The organism is Salinicola sp. V024, from assembly GCF_052645315.1.
This window is the reverse complement of the sequence record NZ_JBQXYB010000002.1, coordinates 1-25,344: the sequence shown is the minus strand read 5'-3', so window position 1 is coordinate 25,344 and position 25,344 is coordinate 1. Positions and strand designations below refer to the sequence as shown.

Sequence of the window (25,344 nt, the reverse complement as noted above, 5' to 3'; positions counted from 1 at the left end):
TGGTCATCATACTGACGCCCACCTTACAGTTTCGTAAGGTAGAACTTTGTTCCCATGGGCGGAAATTAGGGTGAAGCCTGGTGACGGTCAACGGCGCGAGCCAAAAAGCCGACTAAAGTTCAATGCCGTGGCGAACGATACGTTTACCATCGCGTCGTCAGGCGCGATAAGCGAAACTAGCGCCGACACGAGGCCGAATGAAAGACGCGTCGCTGAATGAAAGACGCCCCGCCGCATGAAAGACGCATCACTGAATGGAACGACGCCGATATGGATGGCGAAGAGAAAAACCGGCAGGCGAAACGCGAGACCGTTGATATGAACGCCTTCAAAACCGCTATCGCCCACCGGCAGGAGTGTCGTCATGGCCGCTAAGCTACTGTTGATAGAGGACGATGCTCTACTCGCCAGTACCCTGACGGAGACGTTGACGGTCGACGACCAGCGCGTCGATACGATCGGCGACGGTGGTGTCGCGCTGGCCCGACTGTCGCTCGATCACGATTACGATTTGATTCTGCTCGATCTCAATCTACCGACCCGCAGCGGTCTCGAGGTGCTGGCAGCACTGCGTTCGCAGGATCGGCAGACCCCGGTGCTGATCCTGACCGCGAGGGCGGCGATCGAGGATCGCGTCAGAGGGCTGGACCTGGGCGCGGACGACTATCTCGCCAAGCCGTTTGCTCTCGACGAGCTGGAAGCACGTGTCCGGGCCCTGCTGCGTCGACGCCAGAGTGGCGAGAGTGGACCGCTGACGGTGGGCGCCTTGCGCTTCGATCGACAACGTCAGCATTTCACCCTGGATGGCGTCGTGCTGTCGCTACCGCCACGAGAGTACCGCCTGCTGGCGTGCCTGATCCGCTTCGCCGGCGAACCGGTCGACAAGGCACGCCTGCTGGAGGACGCCTTTGCCGGCGAAAGCGTCGGCGACAATGCCATCGAAGTCTACGTTCACCGTTTGCGTCGGCGACTCGCCGATACCGATGTCGGCCTGCGCACGGTTCGCGGCATCGGCTATCTGCTGGAGGCGCAGTGATCCTGTCGCGACGCTGGCGTCTGTCTCACCTGAGTCTTTATCGACGCCTGATGATCTGGCTGCTCTGTCCGCTGGCGCTGCTGGTGGCGATCATGCTGCTGCAGGCCTGGCTGGCCTCTCGCGAGGCCGCCGATCGCGCTTTCGACCGGCTACTCGACGCCGCCTCGCTCTCCATCGCGGAACAGGTCCGTTGGCAACAGAGCCGGCTGTGGATGGATCTGCCGCCGTCGGCCCTGGAGATGCTCTCTACCGACGCCCAGGAGCGCGTGTTCTACGCGCTCTACGACGCCCAGGGTCACTTCGTGACCGGCAATCGCTCGCTGCCTGCGCTACCCGCCGTGGCGAACGACCAGATGAGCTACGGGGACGTCACCTCCCGCGGCATGGCGCTGCGACTCGGTGTACGCCGGTCTCGTCTCGAAGGATGGGATCGCAGCGACCGCTTCGACGTCAGGGTGGCACAGACTCGCGAAGGCCGCCGGACGCTGGCCAACCAGCTGTTCATGGCGAGCTTCGTCAATATCGTCATCATCGCCGGGCTGGCCATGGTCGTCGTGCTGCTGTCGGCGCGCTTCGCGCTGGAGCCGCTGACCCGCCTGCGCCGTGCGATCCGCGAGCGCAATCCGCGTACGCTGGCGCCGCTCGAGCTGGCGCTGCCGCGCGAACTGGCCGAATTGCGTCAGGCCCTGAACGAGCTGCTGGCGCGCATGCGGCGTGTCCGCGCCAACCAGGAACGTTTCATCGGCGATGCTTCCCACCAGTTGAGAACGCCGCTGGCGGGGCTCTCCGCCCGGGCCGAGCTCGCCCTGCGCCAGACCGATCCGGCCGTCTGGCGCGAAGGGCTGACGACCATGCACGGCACCGCTACCAAGACCGCGCGGCTGGCCGGACAGCTGCTGTCGTTGACCCGGCTCAACAACCCCGAAGCCACGCCGGCCAAGCATCCTGTCGATCTCGCCGCGCTGGCCCAGCGCGGCGTGCGGGAGGCGTTCTCGCGTCACCACCGTCGCGGCGTCGATCTCGGCGTGGAGATACCCGACCGCCCGGTAATGGTCTCGGCCACCGAGTGGCAGCTGGAAGAGGCGCTGAACAATCTGATCGAAAACGCCGCGCTCTACGGCGCCGAACGGATCACCGTGCAGGTCAGCGACGCTCCGGCACGACTGACGGTGGTAGACGATGGCCCTGGCATCCCCGAGTCACAACGGCTGCTGGTGCTTCGCCCCTTCCATCGCGGCCAGGAGGCCGGCGACGGCAGTGGGCTGGGCCTGGCCATCGTCGACAGCATCGCCCGTGCCCACGACATCCGCCTGAACCTGCAACCCGCCACTCCCGACCATCCCGAGCGCCCCGGCCTATGTATCACCTTGACCTTCCCTGCCGACGCCCGATGACGGCAATGGCGCGAATCCGTCGCGGCGCCGTCGGCCTGACTCGTGTCGCCGTCGGCCTGGCAACGCTCGCCCTGGTGACGACAGCCCAGGCCAGAACGCTGCACGTCGCGGCAGAAACCGATTCGTCGCTGCCACTGGTTATCTACGGCGTGCTCGATCCACCCCAGGTGCGTCCCCTGCTGGCAGACTTCCATCGACGGAATCCGGATATCGAGATCGAGTATCACAACCTGGAAACGCTGGCGCTGCACGCCCGGGTGCTGCAGGAGCGCAACGCCCCCCGCGCCGACGTCCTGATGTCACCGGCCATGCCGTGGCAGTACGAGCTCGCCAACGAGGGCCTCTCGGCACCGCTGGACTCCCCCGCTGCCGCCGCCTGGCCAAGCTGGGCGCGCTGGCGCCAGGAGCTGTTCGGATTCACGTTCGAGCCCATCGTCATGGTCTACCGCCGCGACCTGGCCCGGCGCATGGCGGTACCCACGAGCCACGCCGAGCTGCTGAATCTGCTGCAGCAACACGCCAACGCCCTGAAGCACCGGGTGGTCACCTATGATCCGCGCCGCAGCGGCGCCGGCTATACCTATGCCATCGAGGATGCCAGAATTTCCGCCCGTTACTGGGACCTGGTCGAGGCGCTGGGCCAAAGCCATAGCGCCCTAGAGACGACCACCGGCGCCATGCTCGAGGGGCTCAGCGATGGCCGCTACTGGATCGGCTACAACCTGATCGGCTCCTACGTGCAGGATTACGTCGCCACGCATCCCGAACTGGTCATGGTCGTGCCCCAGGACTACGCCCTGGTCCTGCAGCGTCTGGTGATGATGTCTCGAGAGGCGCCGCACCCCGCCACGGCGCGGCGCTTCATCGACTACCTGCTGAGCGCGCCGGCCCAACGCCTGCTCGCCTCCCGCACGACTCTGGGCGCCGTTCATCCGGGCATCGACGGTGACGGCACCGCGGCCGATCTCAGGGCCCGGCTGGGTGATGCGATTCGCCCTGTCCAGATCGGCCCGGGTCTGCTGGCGACACTGGATACGCTCAAGCGCCAGACGCTGCTGGAGCAGTGGCAGCAGGCGTTCGACAATCACTCGACCTTTACCGACGGGCCGATGGAGCCTTCCGCTCCCTTCTCTCCCACTCCAGTGCCCACCGCTTCCTTGCCCGAAGCTTCCCAACCCTGAGCCATCCATGAAACGACTCGATCAACTGGTTACCGCTCACGCACGCTCCCGCACCCGCGCCCAGCGCCTGATTCGTCAGGGTCATGTCAGTGTCAACGACGGAACGACGTGGCGCGTTGCCACCAGACCCGGCGAGAAGCTGCCGGAAACCACAGTGCTGCGCATCGAAGACGCACCCGAAGAGCGCTATGTCTCGCGGGCCGGGCTCAAGCTGGAGTCGCTGCTGGAAACGCTGGGCCGCCGCTTCGACGGTCTCTGCGTACTCGACATCGGTCAATCCACCGGCGGATTCAGCGATTGCGCCCTGCGCTACGGCGCCAGACAGGTAATCGGCATCGAGGTCGGCCATGCTCAACTCGACGCCACGCTGCGCGGAGATGACAGAATCACCTGTCTGGAAGGCGTCAACGCCCGCCAGCTACCCTCCGCACAGTTGGAAACCCTGGCGCCCGCGGGCATCGACGCGGTGGTGATGGATGTCTCGTTCATCTCGCAGACGCTGATTCTGCCCGAGATCGCGCGGATACTGCGGCCGGGCGCCGAGCTCTATTCGCTGGTCAAGCCGCAGTTCGAAGTCGGTCCCGGCAAGGTCGACGCGCGGGGCATCGTGCGGGATGAGAGCCTCTATAAGGCAGTCGCCGATACGTTGCACAGAACGTGTCGTGATCAGGGCCTCGAGGTCGATCACTGGCAAGAGAGCCCGATCCGAGGCGGCGACGGCAATCGTGAGTTCCTGCTTCACGCCCGGCGCCGCTGAACCCCGCGGTCGTCAATGCGGCGCCGAGCCGAATTCGCCGGCGCCGCGATCAACGTCCGCCGTCACCGCCATCGCCTCCATCATGGCCGGCGCCGCCGACGTCGCTGTCCCCCAGGTGGCCATCGTCGCCGCTGGGCATCCGGCGGGAATGAGGCGGCCGGGCGTTCGAATCGGAGGCCGAGCCCAGCGCCGTGTCGTCGCTGGCACTCTGGACCTTGGCTACCTGACCGTTGTCGCCATGCAGCCACACATCCATCTGGTTGAACGCCACGCGAATCCCGTGCTCCTTGAACAACCGATCCAGCCGGCGGTTGATCTCGTCACTGGCGTAGAGCCGATCCAGCAGATCGTTGACGAAGATACGCAGCTCGAAATTGAACGCCGTCGGCCCGTAACTGATACAGAACACCTGCGGCTCGGGGTCGCGCAGTACCCGACGGTTCTCGTCCGCCGCCTGACGCATCAGCCGATGCACCTCGTCGAGATCGGAGCCGTGGGAGACCCCGTAGGTCAGCACCACCCGGGTGACGTTGTCCGACAACGACCAGTTGATCAACTGATCGGTGACGAAGGTCTTGTTGGGAATGATGATCTCCTTGCGGTCGAAGTCGATCACCGTGGTGGCGCGAATCCGAATCCGGCTGACGGAGCCATGGAGCTGGCCGAGGGTGATGGTGTCGCCGATCCGCATCGGGCGTTCGAACAGAATGATCAGGCCCGAGATGAAGTTGGCGAAGATCTCCTGCAGACCGAACCCGAGCCCTACGCCCAGAGCCGCGACCAGCCACTGCAGCTTGTCCCACGACACCCCCAGCGTACCCAGGGACATCACCACGCCCGTGCCGACGATGATGTAGGAGAGCAGAGACGAAATCGCGTAGGCGCTGCCCTGCTTGAGCGTCAGCCGCGACAGCACCATGACTTCCAGCAGCCCCGGCAGGTTGCGCGCCAGCATCATGGTCAACGCCACGGTGATCAGCGCAATGATGACATCCGCCACGGTGATCGGGTCCAGGGTCATGGCCTCGCCCTGGCCGCGCTCGATCTCCCACACGCTGACATGATCGAGATAGGTGAACACTTCCAGCAGGTCCGACCAGATCAGATAGAAGGCGCAGGTAAAGCCGATGAACAGGATCAGCTTCGACAGCCTCAACGACTGCTGATTGACCTGCTCCATATCCAGCGGCGGCTCTTCGACCACCTCGAGGCCGCCCTCGGCACCCTCCTGGATCTGCGCGCGTCGACGCGCCACCGCACGCCGATAGGCCAGCCGGCGCTGCGCCACGGCGAGCCCGCGAACGACCGTGGCCTCGACCAGAATCCATAGCCCGAAGATGTACAGCGAATTGATGAACCGTCCGATCAGACGCAGAGCCGCATATTCATAGCCCAGCGCGATCAGCCCGGCGAGCACCAACGGCACCAGCGCCAGCGCCAGACCCAGCAGCAGCCGAAACAGCTTGAGCCCGAAATAGGGCACATGCGCCAGAATCAATCGCACCAGGATCCAGCTCATCGCCAGCAGGCCCGCCAGCAGCGACAGCAGGAATAGCGGACGGCTGGATAGCTCGGCCTGGCTGCCGGGCGCGGTGCCGCTGATCAGGATGATCGGGATCAGCGAGATGCCCAGCCAGAACAGCAACCGCCGCAGCCGAGCCACATAGCCGACCGACCAATGGAAATGGCGCGTCGCGACACCGTCCGATACCAGCAATCGCCGCGCCCAGCCGAGCACGCCCCAAGCCAATGCAAGCAGCAGCATCGACTCGCCCACGCGCTCGGCGAAGTCGTCGCTGCCAAGTCGCAGCAGGCCGCCCGCCACAGCCAGCATTAACGGCCCATGCGCCGCCAGCAGGGCGTTGTAGAGAATCGCACGTGGCGTATGCATCTGGGTATCGCGCTTCAACCGGCCGATCTGCTCATGCAGGTTGAGCAGACGTACCTTGATCCGGCGCCTCACCAGCAGCAGCGTGGCCGTCAGCAACAGCACCGGGATGACCGCCAACGCACGCAAGTCCGGCACCTGCCAGAAGCTGGCCAACGCGTCTTTCCAGGCCCCCTGCTTGACCTGACTGGCCACAATGGCGGGCGCATCGCGCCACCAGCCGAAGGTCAGCGGTCGCGCACTGGCAACCCAGAACAGCTGCTCCTCGATCGCGCCGCGCAGTGACGTGGTAAGCCCCGCCAGCTGCTCCTGGTTGAGCTGCAGGTCGATCGCCACCGTCAGCAGACTGCCGTATTCGCGATCGAGCTGCTCCAGAACCTCGCTACGCGACTGGAACAACTTGGTCAGGGCATCGACCAGCGAAGGCGTCACCTCGATATCGGTGGCGGCCAGACTCTTCTCCGCCTGGGCCCGCGGGTGGCGGAGCGCGTCGCGCTGGTCGACCAGATCGAACTGGCTCAACCGCGTCTTGGCGATCTCCTCCTGCAGCCCGCCCAACTGGTCGACATCCGGCAGCGCGCGGCGCTGTTCGTCGAGAATTCGTGATAGCAACGGACTGCCGCGAATCGCCTCGATCTGCTCGTTGAGCGTGCGCTTGACCTGACGCACCCGATCGAGCTGCGAGCGGGTATCGATGGCCTGTCGAATCAGCTCGTTGGTGCGGTCGGTCACTTCGAGCAGACGGTTGCTGAGATCGCGGTTGGTGTTCTGGATATCGCGCAACACCGGATGCGCCTTGATCGCCGCGCTGCCCTCTTCGCCGATATCGGCCACCGCTTTCTCGGATTCGGCTCGACGCTGACGATCGAGCGCCTCCTGCAGCGCATTCAAACGGGCCTCTTCGATCGCCACCTGGCGCTGAAGCAGATCGCGGCGCTGGGTGTCCAGTTCGCGCAGCTGCGTATTGTTGGCCAGTTCCCGACGGTGGTATTCGGCCTGCAATTCCGCCAGTGCCAGCGCCAGCTGATAGCGAGCCTGGCCCGGGTCGAAGGTGGGGCTCTGGCTGACGTCGTCATCCGGCCTCTGGAGCTGGGTTCGGGCCTGTTCCGCATCGGCCATCGCCTGGGCAATGGCCGACTGCGCCCGTTCAGGCAGCGTTTCCGCGCTGATCAGCCGCGCATTCACCGACGCCAGCTGATTCTGCAGCGTTTCGAGCTGATCCAGGGAGTCGGAGGTCTTCTGGCCCAGCGCCTCCACTGAAAGCCGGTCCAGCGCATCGGCCTCGGGCGACTGGCTGTCGCTCAACCCGGCGAGCTGACGTTCGAGTTCGCGAATGCGCTGGGGAGCCTGCTGCGCCGAGCTTTCGAGCGTCTTCAGCTCCTTGCGCAGCGACTCCAGTGAATCCAGTGATTCCAGCGCGGCACGTAAATTCTCGAGGTCCGTGCGCTGCTGCTCGTCGAGCGTTTCGACCTTTTCGAGTTTCTGTTGCTCGGCTTCGAGCTTGGCCCGGGTCGGCAGGCTGTCCGTCTGTTGTGCCGAAGCGACAACGCTTGCCATCAGTATGCACATTACCAATGCCAAGAACATGATACGCTGAGCCGCTCTGCCGAGAACGGCGGAGACGACGTTGTCGCGGGTGCCGGTCGTCCCGGCGTCGCAGCGGGCGGGGGCCGAGGTCGATGCCATCAGGTCAATCGCCTCCGCGGATTCGAGCGGTTGCCGAAGAGATCCTGGTCGTCTGACAGTGTCATCTCCGGCCGGATAATCCGACATGCCCTCTCCTCATCAACTTCGTTCATGCGGCCACCATTGCCTTGACGCGGTGGGTTTTTCTGCCGAATCCGGAGTTTACCGCCAGCTCGTGCGGATTCCGAGACGTTCGTCGTCTCGTCATCCGAGTTTGACTTAAGGCGGTGACATGCTAGAAATCGACACTACTTGCCAGGAAGCCCGATTTTTCTCGCTCTGATCGCGCCTCCACCTATTGGATCATCTTGACAGGGACAGTCTTATGACGCCTTTTCGCTCGCTGCGCCATACCAGCCTTCTACTGCTGGGGATGCTGACCACGCCATTGGCGACCGCACAGGTATCGGAACCGGCTCCTGCCGTCGATCCGGTTCAACGAGCGAACGAGCAGGCAGACGTGCGCCGCGATCTCGAAGCGGAAACCGCGGAGAACCCGCTGGCGATCACCACCTATCGCCGCAACTACTTCCTGCCCTGGACCTACAACACCAACCCGGACAAATCGGATTTCCGTGAAATCACGTCCGAGGGTGATGTGGACAACTCGGAAATCAAGTTTCAGTTGAGCTTCAAGATCAAACTGCTCGATGACGTGTTCGGAAGGAATGGCGATCTGTATTTCGCCTACACCCAGCGCAGTTGGTGGCAGGCCTACAACTCCGAAGCCTCCGCGCCCTTCCGCGAGACCAACTACGAGCCTGAAGGCTTCGTGAGCTTCGATAACCGCTGGACGGTGCTGGGCTGGACCAACACCATCAATCGGGTCGGCTTTGCGCATCAGTCCAATGGCCGTTCAGACCCGCTTTCGCGCAGCTGGAACCGAATCTACGCCGAGACGATCTTCCAGCGTGGGGACTGGGCCGTCAGTGTCGCCCCGCACTGGCGCATCCCCGAAAACGATGAAGAGGACGACAACCCCGACCTCGAGAACTACATCGGCTACGGTGACCTGACCGTGGTGCGCGCGTACGGCGATCAGGAAGTTTCGCTGATGGTTCGCGGCAATCCGGGCAAGTCGAACTACGGAGGCCAGCTCGACTATTCGTTCCCGCTGTTCGGCAAGGTCCGTGGTTATGTACAGTACTACAAGGGCTACGGCGAGAGTCTGATCGACTACGACCACGACGTGCAGCGTATTGGACTGGGCTTCAGCATCAACACCTTTTTAGCCGGGATTCCCGGCATGCGTTGATGGCAGCAGTCAGCATGACTATGCTAGTGAACGCCAATCGACTGTCAGAGGAAGACAACCATGACCATGCAATCCATCGGCGGCAACGGCCCCGAACGTGAACGCGAAGCTTCTACCGAGCAGCTCAAGGAAGATCTGCGCAATCTGTCGCACACGGTCGAGGAACTGATCCACGCCACCGCGGATGACTCTCGCGGTAATATCGCTGAACTGCGCGAACGCGCTCAGCAGCGCCTGCAGGATACTCGCGAGCGTCTGGAAGCCCGTGGCGAGAAAATCTACGCCAATGCTCGAGAGCAGATGGATGCCACCGATCGCTATGTTCACGACAATCCGTGGACCAGCATCGGAATCGGCGCAGCCACCGGCGTAGTGCTGGGGCTGCTGCTGGGGCGCCGTTAATGGCGGGGCCGGCTGAGAACGTGATCAGCGCCGCACGGCGATTGATCAGCAATCTCATTTCCAGTGGCGAGACGCGGCTGCGTCTCGCTGTCGTCGAGTGGGAAGCCGAGCGCGAGCGCCTGCTGAAGCTGCTGCTACTCGCCGGCGCGGGGCTGATCATGCTCTCCTTCGCCATCGGGATGCTGCTTCTGCTGATCGTGGTGGTGTACTGGGAAGACAACCGGCTTCAAGCGATCGCGATCTGCTCGGCGGTACTCTTCGTGATTTCGGGCATCTTGATCTTCGCTGCCAAGAAGGTGGCCAGTCAGCGCAAGCTGATGGCGGCGACCTTGCATCACCTGGATCAGGATCGACAGTCGTTGGGGCCATCACATGACTGAACGCACTCGGCAGCAGCAGATCGACGATCTCGAGGATGAAATTCTCCAGAATCGCCTCGACATGACGTCTGCGATGCGGGAATGGCGTGATGCCACGGCGCCGATCGACCACGCCTGGGAAAAGCTGATGAGTTGGCGAGTCGGTCTGATGGCCGCGGGCGGGTTACTGGCCATGCGTAGTGCACGCAAGCCACGCGCCACCGGACGCCTGCTCAGGCGCGGCTTGACCGGACTTATGATGTACAACCGTGGCAAGGCGCTCTATCGAGCGACGCGGGGACGCAACCGCTGACCGGCGACAGCGTTTCAGCGAAGCTTCCAACGGCCACTGCAGAGCAGTGGCCGTTTTTCGTTTATGTGGCAGCACGCTCGCGGATCGAACGTCGATCGACAGCTTTGATCGACAGTTCGAAAGCACCGCCTTACCGGCTCGGCCATCGATTCGGCTGTTAGACGGCCTGACCGCACGCCACGCCGGAAGCCCAGGCCCACTGAAAGTTGAAGCCACCCAGCTGACCGGTGACATCCAGCACTTCGCCGATGAAATGGAGCTGAGGGACGGCGTTGACGGCGAAGGTCTTCGACGACACCGCATCGGTGTCGATGCCACCCATGGTGACTTCCGCCGTGCGCCACCCTTCCGTGCCCGCCGGCTTGAATTGCCAGGCCTCGAGCCCTTGGGCCAGCGCCTCGATATCGGCGTTGGAGAGCTCGGCCAGCGTTCTGTCCTTCCATCCCTGCCATTCGAGCAGCGCCTGCGCGAGCCGCTTGGGCAGCATTTCGCCGAGCCAGGTGCCGACGAGCCGCCGCGGCGAGTCGCGCCGTAAGGCGCTCAACGTCTCGGCCACCGCAATCGATGGCAACCAGTCGATCAACACCGGCATTCCTGGCTGCCAGTGGCTCGAGGCCTGCAACATTGCCGGCCCCGACATCCCACGGTGGGTAAACAGCAGCGGCTCGCGGTAGCTCCCCTCGCCGCAGCGTGCTTCCACTGGGCATGACAGCCCGGCCAGCGTGGCGAGAGACGTCTTCCATTGTGATGTCACCGTGAACGGCACCAGCGCCGCTCGCGTCTCGGTGACGGCCAGACCGAACTGACGAGCCACGTCGTAGCCGAAGCCGCTGGCTCCCAGCGTCGGGATCGACAGACCGCCGGAGGCGACGACGACGGCTCCAGCGTCCACCCTGCGGCCGTCGATCTCGAGCCGCATGCCGTCACCGCAACGCTCGACCCTGCCAACCGATGTGGAGAGAGAGACTTCGACACCGGCCCATTCGCACTCGGTCATCAGAACGGAGACGATATCCTTGGCCGAATGCGCGCAAAACAGCTGCCCGGGTGCCTTTTCGACGTAGTCGACCCCGTGACGCTCGATCAACTCCACAAAATGCTGCGGCGTGTAGCGTTTCAATGCCGAAATGGAAAAGTGAGGATTGCGCGAAAAGAAGTGCGCCGGCGTGGTCGCGAGATTGGTGAAATTGCAGCGGCCACCGCCGGACATCAGGATCTTCTTGCCGGCCTTGTTGGCGTGGTCGACGACCCTTACCCGCAGGCCGCGATAGCCCGCGGTCAGCGCGCACATCAAGCCGGCAGCGCCAGCCCCGACGATCACGACGTCGTAGGTTCTCATCTCCACATCGACCTTGGCTTGCTGAGGGGGGAGCATTCTAACAGAGCCGTTTTTCGATACGGCCTTTTCATTTGACGGACGGTAAGGTACTAACGAGAAGCGAAACTTGATAGCGCATCGCATCGGCAATGCCCTTTGATTCCTGACCGCCTGATCGGCAGTGCCCTTTGATTCCTGACCGCCTGATCGGCAGTGCCCTTTGATTCCTGATCGCCTGATCGGCAGTGCCCTTTGATTCCTGATCGCCTGATCGGCAGTGCCCTTTGATTCCTGATCGGCAGTGCCCTTTGATTCCTGATTGGTAGTGCCCTTTGATTCCTTGTAGCACAGCGCAGACATCGGCCTTTTATGACAATGATACCGCCGGCTCTCTCGACGGCCTTCTTTTCCCGCAAGCGCGCTACCCCGCTATCGACGTTGCTGAGGCTGACAACCCTTATCCTGTCACCCCTTAGCCTGACGACCTTGAACCTGGTCACCGCCGCCGTGCTGCTGGTCGGTCCTGCGTACGCCCAGGCCCAGGCTGAATCGCCGATTGCCGTGATCGGCGCGACGGTCAGCGCTTCGACCTGGCAGGATCCGGTCGAGGCGCTAGGCACCCTCAGAGCGGACGAAAGCGTCACGCTCTCTTCGACGGTGACCGGCACCATCGATGCGTTCAATTTCGAGGATGGCGATCACGTCGACGCCGGTCAGTGGCTGGTTCAGCTCGATGATGACGAGGTGCAGGCCGAACTGCGCGCCGCTCAGGCACTGCTCGGACAGCGCCAGAGTGCCCTCGGCCGCGCTCAACAGCTGCAGGATCGCAACCTCGGCGTTCGCGCCGCGCTCGAAGACAGTGCCGCTCAGGTTCAGCAAAACAAGGCCGAGATCGACGTCATTCGGGCCCAGCTGGCGGACTACCGCCTGCAGGCGCCGTTCGCGGGAACGGTCGGCCTGCGCGATATCAGCGTCGGCGCGTTGGTCACTCCCGGGACGGATCTGGTTACGCTCGACAAGCTCGACACCATGAAGCTCGATTTCACCGTGCCGGCAACGCTGCTATCGGTATTGCACCCGGGGCTCACGCTGAGTGCCACGACGCCGAGCTATCCCGACGATGTGTTCCGCGCCGAGGTCGCGACGCTCGGTACGCGAATCGACCCCGTATCTCGTAGCCTGGTGGTTCGCGCCGATCTCCCCAATCCCGACGGCAGGCTGTTGCCGGGCATGCTGATGGAGGTCGAGCTCAACCAGCCCGCGCGGCAGGCGTTGACGATCCCGGAGAGCGCACTGGTTCCGGACGGTGAACGCCAGACGGTGTGGCTAATCGAAGCGGGCCAGCCGCCTCGAGTCACCCGCCGAGAGGTGATCACCGGGGAACGCCGGGAAGGCGAGGTCGAGATCGTCGACGGCCTCGATAGCGGCCAGCGCGTCGTCACTCACGGCACGCTCAAGGTCCGCGAAGACGACCCCGTCGAACTGATCGCCACCGATGTCGGCACGGGCGATATCAAGGACGTGCTGGAACGTCAGCGCCGGGCCTCTCGGTCACAGACTTCCGAATCCCAGGCACTCGAATCACAGGCACTCGAATCCCAGACACTCGAATCACAGACATCTGAATCCTGGGCTACCGAATCGCAGGCCGACGACTGATGCGGATTTCCGATATATCGATCCGCCGCCCGGTCTTCGCCACGGTCGTCTCGCTGCTGCTGATCGCCTTCGGCCTGCTGGCCATGGAGCGCTTGCCGCTGCAGGAATATCCGGCGATCGATCCGCCTATCGTCAGTATCGAAACCAATTACCCGGGTGCCTCCGCCAGCGTGGTCGAGACCCGCATTACCCAGCTGCTCGAGGACCGCATCGCAGGCATCGAGGGCATCGTTTCGATCGAATCCAGCAGCGCCGACGGTGAGTCGGAGATCGACGTCGAGTTTTCGCTGGATCGCGACATCGACGGCGCAGCCAACGATATCCGCGACCGCATCTCGTCGGTGGCCGACAATCTGCCGGATCAGGCCGAGCCTCCGGAGATCGAGAAGAGCGACAGCAGCGACGACGTCATCATCTGGCTGTCGCTCTCCGGCGAGGGCTACTCCATTCCCGAATTGACCGATTACGCCAATCGCTATCTTGTCGATCGCTTCTCGACCCAGAACGGCGTAGCGCGGGTACGTTTGAGCGGCGGCAAGGAGTATGCGATGCGCGTGTGGATCGACCGCAACGCCCTCGCCTCCCGTCAGCTCACCGTCGACGATGTCGCCGACGCGCTCGAGAACGAGAACGTCGAGCTGCCGGCCGGATTTCTCGAATCCCGAGACCGCCAATTCACGCTGCGTATTCCGCGCAGTTTCACCACTGCTGCCGACTTCCGGGATCTGGTGATTGCGCGAGGCGCAGACGGCTATCTGGTGCGGCTGTCGGACGTGGCCCGCGTGGAGGTTGGCTCGGTCGAGGAACGCTCGTTGTATCGCGGCAATGAAATGCCGATGGTCGGCCTGGGCATGATCAAGCAGTCCACCGCCAGCGTGCTGGAGGTCGCCGACGGCGCCAAGGCGGAGATGACCCGACTTCAGTCGACGCTGCCCGAAGGCATGCAGCTGTCGCTCAATTTCGATTCCTCGGTGTTCGTCTCGGGCGCGCTGCATGAAGTCGTGTCGACACTGTTCATCGCCATGGCGCTGGTCGTCGTGGTGATCTTCCTGTTTCTCGGCAATGTGCGCACGACGCTAGTACCGGCGGTGACGGTGCCTATCTCCCTAATCGGCACCTTCATTTTTCTGGCGCTGTTCGGCTTCACTCTTAACCTGCTGACGCTGTTGGCACTGGTACTGTCGATCGGGCTGGTGGTCGACGATGCCATCGTCGTCATCGAGAACGTTCATCGACGCATGGTGAACCACGGCGAGACACCGCTGGTCGCCGCCTACCGTGGCACCCGTCAGATCGGTTTTGCCGTCATCGCCACCACGCTGGTGCTGATTACCGTATTCATTCCACTGAGTTTGCTTCCGGGGGACATCGGCCGCCTGTTCTCAGAATTCGCGCTGACGCTCGCCGCCGCTGTCGGCATCTCGTGTCTGGTCGCACTGTCGCTGGCGCCGATGATGTGCTCGAAACTGCTCAGCCCACGGATGCACGAGAGCCGCGTCAGCCGGGGCGTGCACTGGCTGCTGGATCGCTCCCAGGCGATCTATCGGCACTGTTTACGCTGGGCGCTGCGCTGGCGCTGGATCGTGATCGGGCTGTTCGGGCTGGTGCTGCTGCTGACGGCCTGGCTGTTTCAACAGCTGCCCGACGAGTACACGCCCAAGGAAGATCGCGGCAACTTCTTCGTGCTGATCGAGGGGCCGCCCGGTGCGACCTTCCACTACATGCAGGATTACTACGATGAGATCGAAGCCCGCTTGATGACACTGGTCGACACCGGCGATATCAAGCAGCTCTCGATCCGTGGACCACGCGGATTCGGCAACGTCGAGAATTTCAACGACGGCATCGCGATCGTCACGCTCAATGACTGGGGCGAACGGCGTTCCGCCTGGGAGATCATGGCCGATGTCAGACATCAACTGTCAGACTTGCCGGGAGTCACTGCCACGCCGGTCATGCGTCAGGGCTTCGGTGGCCGGGTCGAGAAGCCGATCCAGTTCGTCATCGGCGGCAGCACCTACGACCAACTGGTCGACTGGCGCGACCGTCTGCTGACTCGTATCCGTAACGACGGCGACACCGGCCTAGAAGCGGTCGACAGCGATTACAAGGAGACCCAGCCGCAGCTGCGTATTCAGATCGACTACGATCGCGCCGCCGCTCTCGGCGTGACCGTCAGTACCATCGGCAACACGCTGGAGACCCTGTTCGGGGGACGCAACGTCACCACCTATGTCGATAACGGCGAAGAGTACGATGTCATCGTCGAGGGCGAGCATGACCGCCAGCGAGCGCCCAGCACGCTGGACAACGTGCAGGTGCGCTCGGCCGTCAGCGGAGAGCTGATTCCGCTCGCGAGTCTGGTTTCGGTGTCCGAGTTCGCCGGTGCCAGCGAGCTCAATCGTTTCAACCGCATGCGTGCGATCACGATCGAGGCCAACCTCGCGGATGGCGTGGCGATCGGCGACGCGCTCGACTACCTGCAACGGATCGCCGGCGAAGAGCTCTCCAGCGAGGCAGTCATCGATTACAAGGGGCCCTCTCGCGATTATCGGGAAGCCAGCGGCGCCACCACGTTCCTGCTCATCCTCGGCGTCGTCGTGGTGTTCCTGGTTCTGGCGGCCCAGTTCGAAAGCTTCATCCATCCGCTGGTGATCATGTTCACGGTTCCGCTGGCGATCAGCGGCGCGCTGCTGGGACTCTGGGCCAGCGGGCAATCGCTCAACATCTACAGCCAGGTCGGGCTGGTCATGCTGGTCGGGTTGGCAGCCAAGAACGGCATTCTGATCGTCGAATTCGCCAACCAGTTGCGCGACGAAGGGCTGGCCTTCGCCGATGCGCTGGTCGAGGCCGCGGTGACTCGGCTCAGGCCAATCCTGATGACGACCGTCACCACCATGGCCGGCGCCGTACCCTTGATCCTGGCGTTCGGGCCCGGCGCCGAATCACGCATCGTGATCGGCACCGTCATTTTCTGCGGCGTTGCGGTGGCCACCCTGCTGACGCTGTTCATCGTACCGGTGGCCTATGATCTGCTGACGCGACATACCGGGTCTCCCGGAGATGTGGGGCGACGCCTCGATCGCGAGATGCAGCCCGACGATTCTGCCACCGGCCGCCCTAGCGACTGACGGAATTGCGACTACACTAATATGACGGCGCTATCGCGGAAGGATGCGGGTGCGACGAACGCTATTGCAAAAATCGCACAGAGATCGTTTCATCGAGCCGGAGGAGTGAACATGAGTCTGTTCCATCGTGACGACAAGACAGCCGGGGGAAGCCGTATCGATGAAGATATGGCGGTAGCCGCCGAGCGAGCGCCTCATCTGGGAGACGATCCCATTCGCGAGGAACCCGATCTGACATCGGGCTTGAGTTCTCGGGAAGCGGAGCTGGATCCGCTGGAAGAGAGCATCGACGAACCGCCCTCCTATGCTGCAACCTATCTTGCTCACGACGGCTGGGCGGAACGCTCGCGTCGAAGGCTGGATGATCAGATTACCGATACTTGCGAAAGCTGCGATGAGTTCGTGCAACGCAAGCCTTGGCAGAGCGTCGGCATTGCCGCGCTGGGTGGCGCTCTTCTGACGCTACTGATCCGGCGCTGACCGTCACTCTTTCACTGCTGGCCGGTCACCGCTGGCCAATTACGACCACCATTCATCACTGACCACCGATTAAGGATGATCCATGAGCCGCAACTACCGGGAAGATACCCGCCGCCACTATCAGGATGCCAAGCGTCGCGGACGCCAGAGTCTCGACCGCGCTCGCCATCGTGCCGATGACGTCAGCCATGAGCTGGCGGAACATGCCGAAGAAGCGTGGCGCGATACTGATGACTACGTGCATCGCAATGCCTGGAGCAGCATGGGCGTTGCCGCACTGGCAGGATTTGCTATCGGCTTCCTCGCCGGCCGACGCTGAGCTTCCGGCCGTTCAACGGCCGAACGGCAAGATAGCATGATCTCCGACGGCTCCGTGGCCCCCCTCTGTGGCGGCTATGGAGCCGTCGAGGGTTCTGGTGGATGCCGCGCGGAAACCGCTGAATCGTCACGATCGGCATCGCCGGGCTCCGTCTATCAGTAAACGCTTCCCAGGAGGCGGTGCTTTCTCATCTGTCGCCCCTTCAGACCTACCCTGTCGCCCTTTCCGACTGCTCGGAAAGCGTCTCGCGCAGATGGCGCAGCGAATCCGCATCGCTACTATCGGGCCATAGCCACAGGCGTTGCCCGGAAAGATCGAATGCCGACAACAGTGGACCCAGGCGCACGACTTGGCACGTTCGAGACTGCCAGACGCGGCCGTCGGCGGAGCTTTCCCACACCGCGTGTCCATTGGCCTGCCCGCATCGAAGATAATGCCTTGGTGGCACGGTGAGATACTGCCGGTAGCTCAGCCCGACCGCGACGAAGGCCACCGCGACAGCGACCCGATAATCGAGCCACCATCCCGCGTAGCCTGCCAGAACCAGCCCCACCAGGATCTGGCCAGCCAACGACAGCCTAGAGCGCCTGATGACGACGACGATCGATGGTTTCGGCATGTTCGACGATCATCTTGACGAGACGACGCATATCCGGATCCTGCGGCCACTCGCGGCGCATCAACCAGGTAAAAAGATCCTGATCTTCATTGGCCAGCAGTTCCCGGTAAAGTACCTGATCTCGAGCCGACAGCTGGTCATAACAGTCTTCGAGAAATGGCATCAACAGCAGATCGAGTTCCCACATGCCTCGCCGGGAATGCCAGTACAGTCGTCTGCGTATCACATCTTCGTTGTCCGGCATGCATTTTCCTCGATCGAGTGTATTGCGCAGCATTATACCCAAGCGGATTCTCTGCCACTATCTCTACCATCATCTCCGCCGCTATCGTCAAACCGGAACCGAACGGCTAATGCGTTGTTTTCTCAAAAGTTGCGAAGTATGCTGAAGCGACAATAATAGATGTCGGACGTCCGTTATGCCGTCCGCCACCGCCAGGCAGAGGCTTCACGGAGAATGTCGATGACCAAGTCTGAATTGATCGAACAGATTGCCGCACGCCGGCCCGAACTATCGGCCAAAGAAGTGGAATCCGCGGTGCGTGTCATTCTTGACGACATCACCAGTGCGCTCGCCGATGGCGGACGCGTCGAGATTCGCGGATTCGGCAGTTTCTCATTGCATTTTCGCGAGCCTCGTACCGGGCGCAACCCCAAGACCGGCGACGCCGTGGATCTCGACGGCAAATACGTCCCGCACTTCAAGCCGGGCAAGGAATTACGCGAACAGGTCAACGCCAGCCGCGCGCTCGGCTACTGATCTCCCCAGTCACTGCAGCCGTCGTCCCGGCGAGGGCTGCCACCGCGGAATCGATTGGCGGCAAAAGCTGACCGCGGTGTGTCACCAGGAATTGCTATGCGCTGGCTCAAAGGCGTCATTCTCGCCATCATTCTGATCGTCGTACTGCTGCTCGGTATTCTGTTTGCAGTCAACAACCAGCAGCCGCTGCCGTTGGATCTGATCTGGGTCCAGCTACCACCGGCGTCACTGTCGCTATGGCTACTCGTGGCTCTCGCCTGCGGCGTGATTCTCGGCATGCTGGCCATGACCGGCATGTACCTGCGCCTGCGCACCCTGTTGACCCGCGCCCAACGTCACAATCAGCAACAGCGCAAGGAACTCGATCGTCTGCGGACGCAGGAGTTCAAGGAAAGCACCTGAATGAGCGATGTACTGCTGCTAGCGTTGCTGGTGGCAGCCATCGCCATCGGCTGGTTGCTGGGGCGTTGGGAATCGGGGCGTTTTCGCGCCCCGCCTCAGCCGCCGCGAGGATCTCTGCCGAGAGATTACTTCGTTGGCCTCAATTACCTGCTCAACGAGCAACCCGATCGTGCGATCGAGACCTTCACCCAGGCGCTCGAGGTCAATAGCGATACAGTCGAAACGCATATCGCACTGGGCAATCTCTATCGCTCACGTGGTGAAGCCGATCGCGCCGTTCGCATTCATCAGAATCTTCTTGCCCGCCCTGCGTTGACCCCCTCCCAAAGCGGTCAGGTTCAGCTGGAGCTTTCCCGCGACTTTCTCAATCTCGGCTTGCTGGATCGCGCCGAACGTCTGTTGTTGTCGCTGCAGAAAAGCCACGTCGAGGATGCCCAGAAGCTTGCCGGCAAGAGGTTGCTGGTCGATCTGTTCGAACGCGAAAAGGAGTGGGCACAGGCGCTGGAAGCCGCCCAGCCCCAGCTGGTTCGTCAGGATGCCGATATCCGGCGGGCCGCCGCACACTGGCATTGCGAGCTGGCTCATCGGCATCGCTGCGACAACAGTTCGTCACTGGCCCGCAAGGCATTGAGGCAGGCGCTACAGACCGACGAGCGCTGCATTCGCGCCAACTGGATGCTGGGACAACTGGAATGGGATATCGGGCAATATCGCAATGCTGCGCGGTTCTGGCAGCGCGTGCCGGAACAGGATCCGGGATTTACCGCCATCGTATTGGAGCCGTTACGGGACGCCTATCGGTTGCTGGATGACGACGACGGCTGGTGGCAGTTTCTGGAGAAGCAGCTGCAATACAATCCGCAGACCACGGTAGTGATGATGGCCGCGGACACGCTGAGACATCGCCAGGGCACGGAAGTCGCCTGCGCGTTCGTCAGCGGGCAGTTACGCGAACATCCCAGCCTGCGCGGGGTCGACTATCTGATGGATCTCTACCTGGACGACAGCGACCCCGAAGAGCGCGATCGCCTGGAACTGCTCAAGCAACATACCCGACAGCTGCTGAGCATTCGGCCCCGACACCGCTGCCAACGCTGCGGCTTCGGTGCCGAACAGCTTCAGTGGCAGTGCCCGCGGTGCCGCAGCTGGGGTACGTGTAAACCGGTCACCGGACTGGAAGGCGAATAACGAGTCAAACCGGTGACACCCCAAAATGCAGCCTCGATGGCAGTCGAGTGATCCTCACTCAGCCTTGCAACGAACGCTCGATAGCCGCCAGCGCCGCCATCGGGTCGCTTGCCTGTGTCACCGCTCTACCGATGACCAGATGCGTACTGCCGGCCGCCATCGCGGCCTCGGGTGTCATCACGCGTCGCTGGTCGCCCGGATCGGCCGCTGCGGGACGAATTCCCGGCGTCACCTTGAGGAAGCCTTCTCCGCACAGCTCGCGTAGACGGGCACTTTCCTGCGCCGAGCAGACAACGCCGTCCAATCCGCTCTCCTGCGTCAGTCTGGCCAGTCGTTCGACTTGACTCACCGCACTGCCCTGTACGCCTGTCTCTCCGAGTTCATCATCGGACATGCTGGTCAACACCGTGACGGCGATAAGACGAGTCTTCAATCCTCGCTGCGCCAGTCGCTCGACGCTGGCCTCCATCATCCGGCGGCCACCGGAGGCGTGCACATTGACCATCCACACTCCTTGGTCCGCCGCCGCCTCGACCGCGCCCGCCACGGTATTGGGAATATCGTGAAACTTCAGATCCAGAAAGACTTCGAAGCCGCGTTGGTGCATGGCCTCGATGGCCGCCGGGCCTACCCGAGTAAACAGCTCCTTGCCGATCTTGACCCGACAACGGGCCGGATCGAGCGCATCGGCCAGCTGCAGCGCTGAGGGTAGATCCGCGTAGTCGAGCGCGATGACGAGCGGCGAGTCGGTGGTGGACATGGGAGATCTCCGGCTATCGAGTTCGTGCCGGAGTATACCGAATGCGACGCACCTCCGGGTGCCGCACGCGCAGGAATGCATCTTTGTGGAGCGCCGTGTAGGAAGAGGCTTACGACAATCTGCGATTTTTTCCTATCAACTCTCGCTCATCCTCGTCGATACCCATCAGTGAAGGTCGGCCAAGAACAACACCGATCTCATCCATTTTCTCAAGGGAACATTACTATGAAGACATTGATTCATGCAGCACTGCTATCGCTTCTCAGTTTCTGCGCGCTTCCGGTGCTGGCGCAGGAAACACCGGTCAATATCAACCAAGCCTCGGTGGAAACACTGACGACGCTACCGGGTATCGGCGCGGTCAAGGCACAGGCCATCGTCGATGATCGCGAGTCCAACGGCGACTACAAGACGCTCGAGGATCTCACTCGGGTCGATGGTATCGGCGAAACCACGGTTACCAATCTCGCTGACAGCGCGACGCTCTAGTCCTTCGCCGACAGCACTACCCGGGGCCGAAAGCGGCCCCGGGTCGACCAAGCTTGCAATCCTACCGATCGTCTCCATCTTGACTCATCAGGCAGCGTCAACGACGGAGATATCATGCCCCTGCTTTTGCTCTTTGCGCTTCTGGCCATCGCCGACTTCGCCATACTGTTCTCGGTCGGCGCCAAGATTGGTCTGCTGGCAAGCGTGCTGTGGATCGTCGCCAGTGCCGCCTTCGGCATCCATCTCATTCGCCGAGAAAGTCTGCTGACACTGCAACGCGCACGTGAGCGCATGGCGGCCGGCGAGATCCCCTCGGATGAACTCATGGCAGGCGCCTCTTTCGTCTTCGCAGGCCTTCTGCTGATGGCGCCCGGTTTTCTCTCGGACGTGATTGGACTACTGTGCCTGCTCCCAGGCAGTGGCCAGCTATGGCGGCGCTGGTCGGGCCGGAGCTCGCGCCATGCCGATGTTCGCGGCAACGATATCCCCGGTGACTGGAGTACCCATCAACGTCAGCGCGAGGATGCCGCCGATGACGGCCGCTCTCAGGATTCCACCCCGTTCATCGAGGGCGACTATCTCGGCAAGAACGATACGGACGGGCTCGGCAAGAACGACATGGACGAGGACCGTCGTCAGCGATAATTTTTTTCGCCGCGCCCTTGAAACCGGTCAACCCGACCCAATCAAGGCAGCAGCGATAGCTTTAGGCCATCAGGCCCATTAACCGGAAGGCCTAGCCTTCGCCCCTTGAGCCTGGCTCATGCGGGAATGTGCATTTGCAACATGCAACCATCAGGAGAATGTGAGCAATGAAAATCCGTCCCTTGCACGATCGCGTCATCGTACGTCGCAAAGAAGAAGAGCAGAAAACTGCCGGCGGCATCGTGCTTCCGGGCAGCGCCCAGGAAAAGCCGACGCGTGGTGAAGTCCTGGCAGTGGGCAACGGCCGCATCCTCGAGAGCGGCGAAGTGCGCGCGCTGGACGTCAAAGTCGGCGACACCGTGATTTTCAAGGAAGGTTTCGGCGTCGAGAAGCAGAAAGTCGACGGCGAAGAAGTCCTGATCATGAGCGAAAACGACATCCTGGCCGTCGTCGAAGACTGATTGGCCTGATCAACGCTCGACGATTCATCGCGATTTCACGCATTACATGATTTCACGCATTACATTAGGAAGATCGAACAATGGCAGCTAAACAAGTCAAGTTCTCCGATGATGCTCGCAAGCGCATGGCGCGCGGTGTCAACGTTCTCGCAGACGCCGTCAAGGCGACACTGGGGCCGAAGGGTCGCAATGTCGTGCTGGAAAAATCCTTCGGTTCACCGACCGTCACCAAAGACGGCGTTTCCGTCGCCAAGGAAATCGAACTGAAAGATCGGTTCGAGAACATGGGCGCCCAGATGGTTAAGGAAGTCGCTTCCAAGACCTCCGACGCTGCCGGTGACGGCACCACCACTGCTACCGTTCTGGCCCAGTCCATCGTCAACGAAGGCCTGAAAGGCGTCGCTGCCGGCATGAATCCGATGGACCTCAAGCGCGGCATCGACAAGGCCGTCATTGAAGCCGTCAAGCACATCAAGGCACTTTCCGTACCGTGCACCGACGCCAAGGCGATCGCCCAGGTGGGTACCATCTCCGCCAACGGTGACGCACGTATCGGTGAGATCATCGCCGAAGCGATGGAAAAAGTCGGCAAGGAAGGCGTCATCACCGTCGATGAAGGCCGCGGCTTCGAAGACGAGCTGGAAGTGGTCGAAGGCATGCAGTTCGATCGCGGTTATCTCTCGCCGTACTTCGTGACCAATCAGGACACCATGGCGGTCGAGCTCGAAGACCCGTACCTGCTGCTGGTCGACAAGAAGGTCGCCAACATTCGTGAACTGCTGCCGGTTCTCGAAGCTGTCGCCAAGTCGGGCAAGCCGCTGGCGATCATCGCTGAAGACATCGAAGGCGAAGCGCTGGCGACACTGGTCGTCAACAACATGCGCGGCATCGTCAAGGTCGCAGCGGCCAAGGCACCGGGCTTCGGCGATCGCCGCAAGGCCATGCTGCAGGATATCGCCATCCTCTCCGGCGGCACCGTGATTTCCGAGGAAGTCGGTCTGAGCCTCGAGCAGGCCAATCTCGACCACCTGGGCAGCGCCAAGCGCATCACCATGTCCAAGGAAAACACCACCATCATCGATGGTGCTGGCGTCGAATCCGACATCGAAGCACGCGTCGCGCAGATCCGTGCCCAGATCGAGGAAACGTCCTCTGACTACGATCGCGAGAAGCTGCAGGAACGCGTTGCCAAGCTGGCCGGCGGCGTTGCGGTCATCCGCGTCGGTGCGGCGACCGAATTCGAGATGAAAGAGAAGAAGGCTCGTGTCGAAGACGCGCTGCACTCGACTCGTGCTGCTGTCGAAGAAGGTGTCGTGCCTGGTGGCGGTACCGCTATGGTTCGTGTCTTGACCATGATCAAGGGTCTGACCGGCGACAACGAAGACCAGACTCACGGTATTGCTATCGCCCTGCGCGCCATGGAATCTCCGCTGCGCCAGATCGTGACCAACGCCGGTGAAGAAGCGTCTGTCGTCGTCAATCGTGTCAAGGACGGCGAAGGCAACTTCGGCTACAACGCACAGACCGGCGAGTACGGCGATCTGTTCGAAATGGGCGTCCTCGATCCGGCCAAGGTAACACGTACTGCGCTGCAGTCCGCGGCTTCCGTTGCCGGCTTGATGATCACCACCGAAGCCATGGTCGCCGAAGATCCGGAAGACGCACCGGCTGGTGGCGGCGGCCCGGACATGGGCGGCATGGGTGGTATGGGCGGCATGATGTAAGACGACGAAGTCGTCCAGGTACCATTACCTGACCGGGCCTCAAGCCCACTGTGGTCACTGACTCGCTAGGGTCGGTGGCCACGGGCAGCAGGATCCGAAACCCGATATTCGAGCTGAAACAGTTCAGGTATCGGGTTTTTTATGGCCTGAATCTAGAACGCTTTTTTCACTCATTCCCGCCGGCGCGTTATTGCGCTTACTCATTCAGCTAGCCCCCGTGGAGAGACATGACCTGTCTCTCGACTCGTCGTATCGAACGTCATTTATTTATATCAATAACCATAGCGGCAATCGCTTACATGCATCTAATTTTCGGGCTAATGCGTACCCCTCTCGACGCCAGTAAATTAAAGTAGGTGCTGTCTCGGGAGCTACAATATGTCAACTCGTTATTTCGTTCGCGCAGTCAATCCCAACTCATTGGAGGAACACTTCGTGGTTGCCGATTTCCATCAGAACGGCGCCTGCGTCAATGTCTACTTCAACCGGCCGGCCGCGCAGGAAGAAACCAGATGGTTAAATCGCCGTCACCATCGTCAGCAGCTCAAAGATGCGCACTACTTTTGCCTAGATGGCTCAGGGTCATTGACGATCTTTCCCCCTCAGATCGAGGCAACTGCTGCCCATGATGCCCAAGTTGGTGATATTTCCCCCCAGTCGGCACCCAGTGCGCCTCATTCGGTGGAATTCTGCGACGCTGGCGACCGACCGTCGAATGCCTCGGCGTCGTGGGAAACACGAGAAGATATCCTGCATAACCTGTCGAGACGTCGACTGGTCCGATAGAAGTCTGGTATTGCCCCATTCCTGAATGGCGTGGCCATCAGGATCTCCCAAGTCGTTTCCGAAGCCTAAGAAAAATTAAACTTTTCAGGCTTTCTGCCGTTCAACTGTCAGCAGATGACGAGAGTCAGTGCGTGTTGGCCCCTTCGCGTCGGCCGACTCGTCTCGATAGGGCAGATAAAGGGAATGCAATGGGAATGACGTCGAGTGTAGTGGTCCAATGACACCGGACATCAGCATAGGTGGTAATCTTGCCACCATTAGCGAGGTGTCTGATGAGCAGGAAACGACGATCTTTTACGCCGGAATTCAAGCAGGAAGCAGCCTGTGTGGTG

General features: G+C 61.9%; 26 protein-coding genes. 20 read left to right on the top strand and 6 right to left on the bottom strand.

What is annotated here, in order from left to right; genetic code table 11:
- Positions 1 to 87: 87 nt before the first annotated feature.
- A complete protein-coding gene (locus ACUN9V_RS03680) occupies positions 88 to 366 on the bottom strand; it encodes a hypothetical protein (RefSeq protein WP_439287053.1) in 279 nt (92 codons plus the stop codon).
- On the opposite strand from ACUN9V_RS03680, the gene ACUN9V_RS03675 reads away from it, so the two are divergent.
- From ACUN9V_RS03675 to ACUN9V_RS03660, 4 genes are read left to right on the top strand one after another with little or no spacing between them, the layout of a single operon-like run.
- Complete coding sequence (locus tag ACUN9V_RS03675; protein WP_110692106.1) at positions 365 to 1,036, top strand: response regulator; 672 nt, start codon at positions 365 to 367, stop codon at positions 1,034 to 1,036. The genes ACUN9V_RS03680 and ACUN9V_RS03675 overlap by 2 nt on opposite strands.
- Entirely contained in the window at positions 1,033 to 2,430 is a 1,398-nt protein-coding gene (locus ACUN9V_RS03670; protein WP_445510383.1) for a sensor histidine kinase, read from the top strand. Before ACUN9V_RS03675 ends, ACUN9V_RS03670 begins: the two co-directional genes overlap by 4 nt.
- A gap of 5 nt (positions 2,431 to 2,435) precedes the next feature.
- Complete coding sequence (locus ACUN9V_RS03665) at positions 2,436 to 3,611, top strand: ABC transporter substrate-binding protein (RefSeq protein WP_445510382.1); 1,176 nt, start codon at positions 2,436 to 2,438, stop codon at positions 3,609 to 3,611.
- Positions 3,612 to 3,618: 7 nt separating this feature from the next.
- On the top strand, positions 3,619 to 4,368 hold the full coding sequence (locus ACUN9V_RS03660) for a TlyA family RNA methyltransferase (protein WP_445510381.1): 750 nt from the start codon (positions 3,619 to 3,621) through the stop codon (positions 4,366 to 4,368).
- 49 nt (positions 4,369 to 4,417) lie between these two features.
- Here ACUN9V_RS03660 and mscK read toward each other — a convergent pair whose 3' ends face one another.
- The gene (gene mscK / locus ACUN9V_RS03655) at positions 4,418 to 7,942 is read right to left on the bottom strand and encodes a mechanosensitive channel MscK (protein ID WP_445510380.1); all 3,525 of its coding nucleotides are present in this window, start codon (positions 7,940 to 7,942) and stop codon (positions 4,418 to 4,420) included.
- A gap of 325 nt (positions 7,943 to 8,267) precedes the next feature.
- Here mscK and ACUN9V_RS03650 point away from each other — a divergent pair, with 325 nt between their 5' ends.
- The 4 genes from ACUN9V_RS03650 to ACUN9V_RS03635 are packed head-to-tail and all read left to right on the top strand — an operon-like array spanning position 8,268 to position 10,271.
- Positions 8,268 to 9,197 (top strand): phospholipase A, encoded by a 930-nt coding sequence (locus tag ACUN9V_RS03650; protein WP_445510379.1) that lies wholly within the window; start codon positions 8,268 to 8,270, stop codon positions 9,195 to 9,197.
- Positions 9,198 to 9,257: 60 nt separating this feature from the next.
- Entirely contained in the window at positions 9,258 to 9,599 is a 342-nt protein-coding gene (locus ACUN9V_RS03645) for a DUF883 family protein (protein ID WP_083627740.1), read from the top strand.
- Positions 9,599 to 9,979 (top strand): phage holin family protein, encoded by a 381-nt coding sequence (locus ACUN9V_RS03640; protein WP_075561804.1) that lies wholly within the window; start codon positions 9,599 to 9,601, stop codon positions 9,977 to 9,979. Before ACUN9V_RS03645 ends, ACUN9V_RS03640 begins: the two co-directional genes overlap by 1 nt.
- Positions 9,972 to 10,271 (top strand): YqjK-like family protein, encoded by a 300-nt coding sequence (locus ACUN9V_RS03635; protein ID WP_075561805.1) that lies wholly within the window; start codon positions 9,972 to 9,974, stop codon positions 10,269 to 10,271. Before ACUN9V_RS03640 ends, ACUN9V_RS03635 begins: the two co-directional genes overlap by 8 nt.
- Before the next feature lie 157 nt (positions 10,272 to 10,428).
- Here ACUN9V_RS03635 and ACUN9V_RS03630 read toward each other — a convergent pair whose 3' ends face one another.
- Positions 10,429 to 11,610 (bottom strand): NAD(P)/FAD-dependent oxidoreductase, encoded by a 1,182-nt coding sequence (locus ACUN9V_RS03630; protein WP_445510378.1) that lies wholly within the window; start codon positions 11,608 to 11,610, stop codon positions 10,429 to 10,431.
- A 348-nt stretch (positions 11,611 to 11,958) separates the two neighbouring features.
- Between ACUN9V_RS03630 and ACUN9V_RS03625 the strand changes: the two genes are divergently transcribed.
- The 4 genes from ACUN9V_RS03625 (at position 11,959) to ACUN9V_RS03610 (ending at position 17,178) form a co-directional block, all read left to right on the top strand.
- On the top strand, positions 11,959 to 13,248 hold the full coding sequence (locus ACUN9V_RS03625) for an efflux RND transporter periplasmic adaptor subunit (protein WP_445510377.1): 1,290 nt from the start codon (positions 11,959 to 11,961) through the stop codon (positions 13,246 to 13,248).
- A complete protein-coding gene (locus ACUN9V_RS03620; protein ID WP_445510376.1) occupies positions 13,248 to 16,379 on the top strand; it encodes an efflux RND transporter permease subunit in 3,132 nt (1,043 codons plus the stop codon). The genes ACUN9V_RS03625 and ACUN9V_RS03620 overlap by 1 nt, the downstream gene beginning before the upstream one ends.
- Positions 16,380 to 16,490: 111 nt before the next feature.
- Positions 16,491 to 16,859: a hypothetical protein gene (locus ACUN9V_RS03615; RefSeq protein WP_445510375.1), complete on the top strand. Its 369-nt coding sequence runs from the start codon at positions 16,491 to 16,493 to the stop codon at positions 16,857 to 16,859.
- An 82-nt stretch (positions 16,860 to 16,941) separates the two neighbouring features.
- Positions 16,942 to 17,178, top strand: coding sequence for a DUF883 family protein (locus tag ACUN9V_RS03610; protein ID WP_075561809.1), 237 nt, complete (start codon positions 16,942 to 16,944; stop codon positions 17,176 to 17,178).
- A 208-nt stretch (positions 17,179 to 17,386) separates the two neighbouring features.
- Here ACUN9V_RS03610 and ACUN9V_RS03605 read toward each other — a convergent pair whose 3' ends face one another.
- On the bottom strand, positions 17,387 to 17,797 hold the full coding sequence (locus ACUN9V_RS03605) for a hypothetical protein (RefSeq protein ID WP_445510374.1): 411 nt from the start codon (positions 17,795 to 17,797) through the stop codon (positions 17,387 to 17,389).
- The gene (locus ACUN9V_RS03600) at positions 17,757 to 18,041 is read right to left on the bottom strand and encodes an FAD assembly factor SdhE (protein ID WP_445510373.1); all 285 of its coding nucleotides are present in this window, start codon (positions 18,039 to 18,041) and stop codon (positions 17,757 to 17,759) included. The genes ACUN9V_RS03605 and ACUN9V_RS03600 overlap by 41 nt, the downstream gene beginning before the upstream one ends.
- A 159-nt stretch (positions 18,042 to 18,200) precedes the next feature.
- Here ACUN9V_RS03600 and ACUN9V_RS03595 point away from each other — a divergent pair, with 159 nt between their 5' ends.
- From ACUN9V_RS03595 to lapB, 3 genes are all read left to right on the top strand, one after another.
- Positions 18,201 to 18,557: an integration host factor subunit beta gene (locus ACUN9V_RS03595; protein WP_157957501.1), complete on the top strand. Its 357-nt coding sequence runs from the start codon at positions 18,201 to 18,203 to the stop codon at positions 18,555 to 18,557.
- A gap of 96 nt (positions 18,558 to 18,653) precedes the next feature.
- A complete protein-coding gene (locus tag ACUN9V_RS03590) occupies positions 18,654 to 18,959 on the top strand; it encodes a LapA family protein (RefSeq protein WP_110602835.1) in 306 nt (101 codons plus the stop codon).
- Entirely contained in the window at positions 18,960 to 20,147 is a 1,188-nt protein-coding gene (gene lapB, locus ACUN9V_RS03585) for a lipopolysaccharide assembly protein LapB (protein WP_445510372.1), read from the top strand.
- Positions 20,148 to 20,205: 58 nt separating this feature from the next.
- Here the strand turns inward: lapB and pyrF are convergent, their stop codons facing one another.
- Positions 20,206 to 20,907, bottom strand: a complete 702-nt coding sequence (gene pyrF / locus ACUN9V_RS03580) for an orotidine-5'-phosphate decarboxylase (protein ID WP_445510371.1) — start codon at positions 20,905 to 20,907, stop codon at positions 20,206 to 20,208.
- Between the two features lie 225 nt (positions 20,908 to 21,132).
- Between pyrF and ACUN9V_RS03575 the strand changes: the two genes are divergently transcribed.
- The 5 genes from ACUN9V_RS03575 to ACUN9V_RS03555 all read left to right on the top strand — a co-directional run bounded on the left by ACUN9V_RS03575 (position 21,133) and on the right by ACUN9V_RS03555 (position 25,012).
- Positions 21,133 to 21,396: a ComEA family DNA-binding protein gene (locus tag ACUN9V_RS03575; protein ID WP_445510370.1), complete on the top strand. Its 264-nt coding sequence runs from the start codon at positions 21,133 to 21,135 to the stop codon at positions 21,394 to 21,396.
- A 114-nt stretch (positions 21,397 to 21,510) separates the two neighbouring features.
- Entirely contained in the window at positions 21,511 to 22,041 is a 531-nt protein-coding gene (locus tag ACUN9V_RS03570; RefSeq protein WP_445510369.1) for an FxsA family protein, read from the top strand.
- A gap of 167 nt (positions 22,042 to 22,208) precedes the next feature.
- Positions 22,209 to 22,502 (top strand): co-chaperone GroES, encoded by a 294-nt coding sequence (locus tag ACUN9V_RS03565; RefSeq protein WP_110655736.1) that lies wholly within the window; start codon positions 22,209 to 22,211, stop codon positions 22,500 to 22,502.
- A gap of 80 nt (positions 22,503 to 22,582) precedes the next feature.
- Positions 22,583 to 24,226, top strand: coding sequence for a chaperonin GroEL (groL, locus tag ACUN9V_RS03560; RefSeq protein WP_445510368.1), 1,644 nt, complete (start codon positions 22,583 to 22,585; stop codon positions 24,224 to 24,226).
- A 378-nt stretch (positions 24,227 to 24,604) separates the two neighbouring features.
- The gene (locus ACUN9V_RS03555) at positions 24,605 to 25,012 is read left to right on the top strand and encodes a hypothetical protein (RefSeq protein WP_445510367.1); all 408 of its coding nucleotides are present in this window, start codon (positions 24,605 to 24,607) and stop codon (positions 25,010 to 25,012) included.
- The last annotated feature ends 332 nt before the right edge of the window (positions 25,013 to 25,344 follow it).

Excerpts from the sequence above, each read along its gene's own strand:
- ACUN9V_RS03570 (WP_445510369.1), top strand. The coding sequence starts at position 21,511 with ATGCCCCTGCTTTTGCTCTTTGCGCTTCTGGCCATCGCCGACTTCGCC.
- ACUN9V_RS03680 (WP_439287053.1), bottom strand. The coding sequence starts at position 366 with ATGACGACACTCCTGCCGGTGGGCGATAGCGGTTTTGAAGGCGTTCAT.
- ACUN9V_RS03660 (WP_445510381.1), top strand. The coding sequence starts at position 3,619 with ATGAAACGACTCGATCAACTGGTTACCGCTCACGCACGCTCCCGCACC.
- ACUN9V_RS03575 (WP_445510370.1), top strand. The coding sequence starts at position 21,133 with ATGAAGACATTGATTCATGCAGCACTGCTATCGCTTCTCAGTTTCTGC.
- ACUN9V_RS03645 (WP_083627740.1), top strand. The coding sequence starts at position 9,258 with ATGACCATGCAATCCATCGGCGGCAACGGCCCCGAACGTGAACGCGAA.
- ACUN9V_RS03600 (WP_445510373.1), bottom strand. The coding sequence starts at position 18,041 with ATGCCGGACAACGAAGATGTGATACGCAGACGACTGTACTGGCATTCC.
- pyrF (WP_445510371.1), bottom strand. The coding sequence starts at position 20,907 with ATGTCCACCACCGACTCGCCGCTCGTCATCGCGCTCGACTACGCGGAT.
- ACUN9V_RS03610 (WP_075561809.1), top strand. The coding sequence starts at position 16,942 with ATGAGCCGCAACTACCGGGAAGATACCCGCCGCCACTATCAGGATGCC.
- ACUN9V_RS03675 (WP_110692106.1), top strand. The coding sequence starts at position 365 with ATGGCCGCTAAGCTACTGTTGATAGAGGACGATGCTCTACTCGCCAGT.
- ACUN9V_RS03605 (WP_445510374.1), bottom strand. The coding sequence starts at position 17,797 with ATGCCGAAACCATCGATCGTCGTCGTCATCAGGCGCTCTAGGCTGTCG.
- ACUN9V_RS03615 (WP_445510375.1), top strand. The coding sequence starts at position 16,491 with ATGAGTCTGTTCCATCGTGACGACAAGACAGCCGGGGGAAGCCGTATC.
- ACUN9V_RS03620 (WP_445510376.1), top strand. The coding sequence starts at position 13,248 with ATGCGGATTTCCGATATATCGATCCGCCGCCCGGTCTTCGCCACGGTC.
- ACUN9V_RS03650 (WP_445510379.1), top strand. The coding sequence starts at position 8,268 with ATGACGCCTTTTCGCTCGCTGCGCCATACCAGCCTTCTACTGCTGGGG.
- ACUN9V_RS03665 (WP_445510382.1), top strand. The coding sequence starts at position 2,436 with ATGGCGCGAATCCGTCGCGGCGCCGTCGGCCTGACTCGTGTCGCCGTC.
- lapB (WP_445510372.1), top strand. The coding sequence starts at position 18,960 with ATGAGCGATGTACTGCTGCTAGCGTTGCTGGTGGCAGCCATCGCCATC.
- groL (WP_445510368.1), top strand. The coding sequence starts at position 22,583 with ATGGCAGCTAAACAAGTCAAGTTCTCCGATGATGCTCGCAAGCGCATG.
- ACUN9V_RS03625 (WP_445510377.1), top strand. The coding sequence starts at position 11,959 with ATGACAATGATACCGCCGGCTCTCTCGACGGCCTTCTTTTCCCGCAAG.
- ACUN9V_RS03635 (WP_075561805.1), top strand. The coding sequence starts at position 9,972 with ATGACTGAACGCACTCGGCAGCAGCAGATCGACGATCTCGAGGATGAA.
- ACUN9V_RS03565 (WP_110655736.1), top strand. The coding sequence starts at position 22,209 with ATGAAAATCCGTCCCTTGCACGATCGCGTCATCGTACGTCGCAAAGAA.
- mscK (WP_445510380.1), bottom strand. The coding sequence starts at position 7,942 with ATGGCATCGACCTCGGCCCCCGCCCGCTGCGACGCCGGGACGACCGGC.
- ACUN9V_RS03590 (WP_110602835.1), top strand. The coding sequence starts at position 18,654 with ATGCGCTGGCTCAAAGGCGTCATTCTCGCCATCATTCTGATCGTCGTA.
- ACUN9V_RS03640 (WP_075561804.1), top strand. The coding sequence starts at position 9,599 with ATGGCGGGGCCGGCTGAGAACGTGATCAGCGCCGCACGGCGATTGATC.
- ACUN9V_RS03630 (WP_445510378.1), bottom strand. The coding sequence starts at position 11,610 with ATGAGAACCTACGACGTCGTGATCGTCGGGGCTGGCGCTGCCGGCTTG.
- ACUN9V_RS03555 (WP_445510367.1), top strand. The coding sequence starts at position 24,605 with ATGTCAACTCGTTATTTCGTTCGCGCAGTCAATCCCAACTCATTGGAG.
- ACUN9V_RS03595 (WP_157957501.1), top strand. The coding sequence starts at position 18,201 with ATGTCGGACGTCCGTTATGCCGTCCGCCACCGCCAGGCAGAGGCTTCA.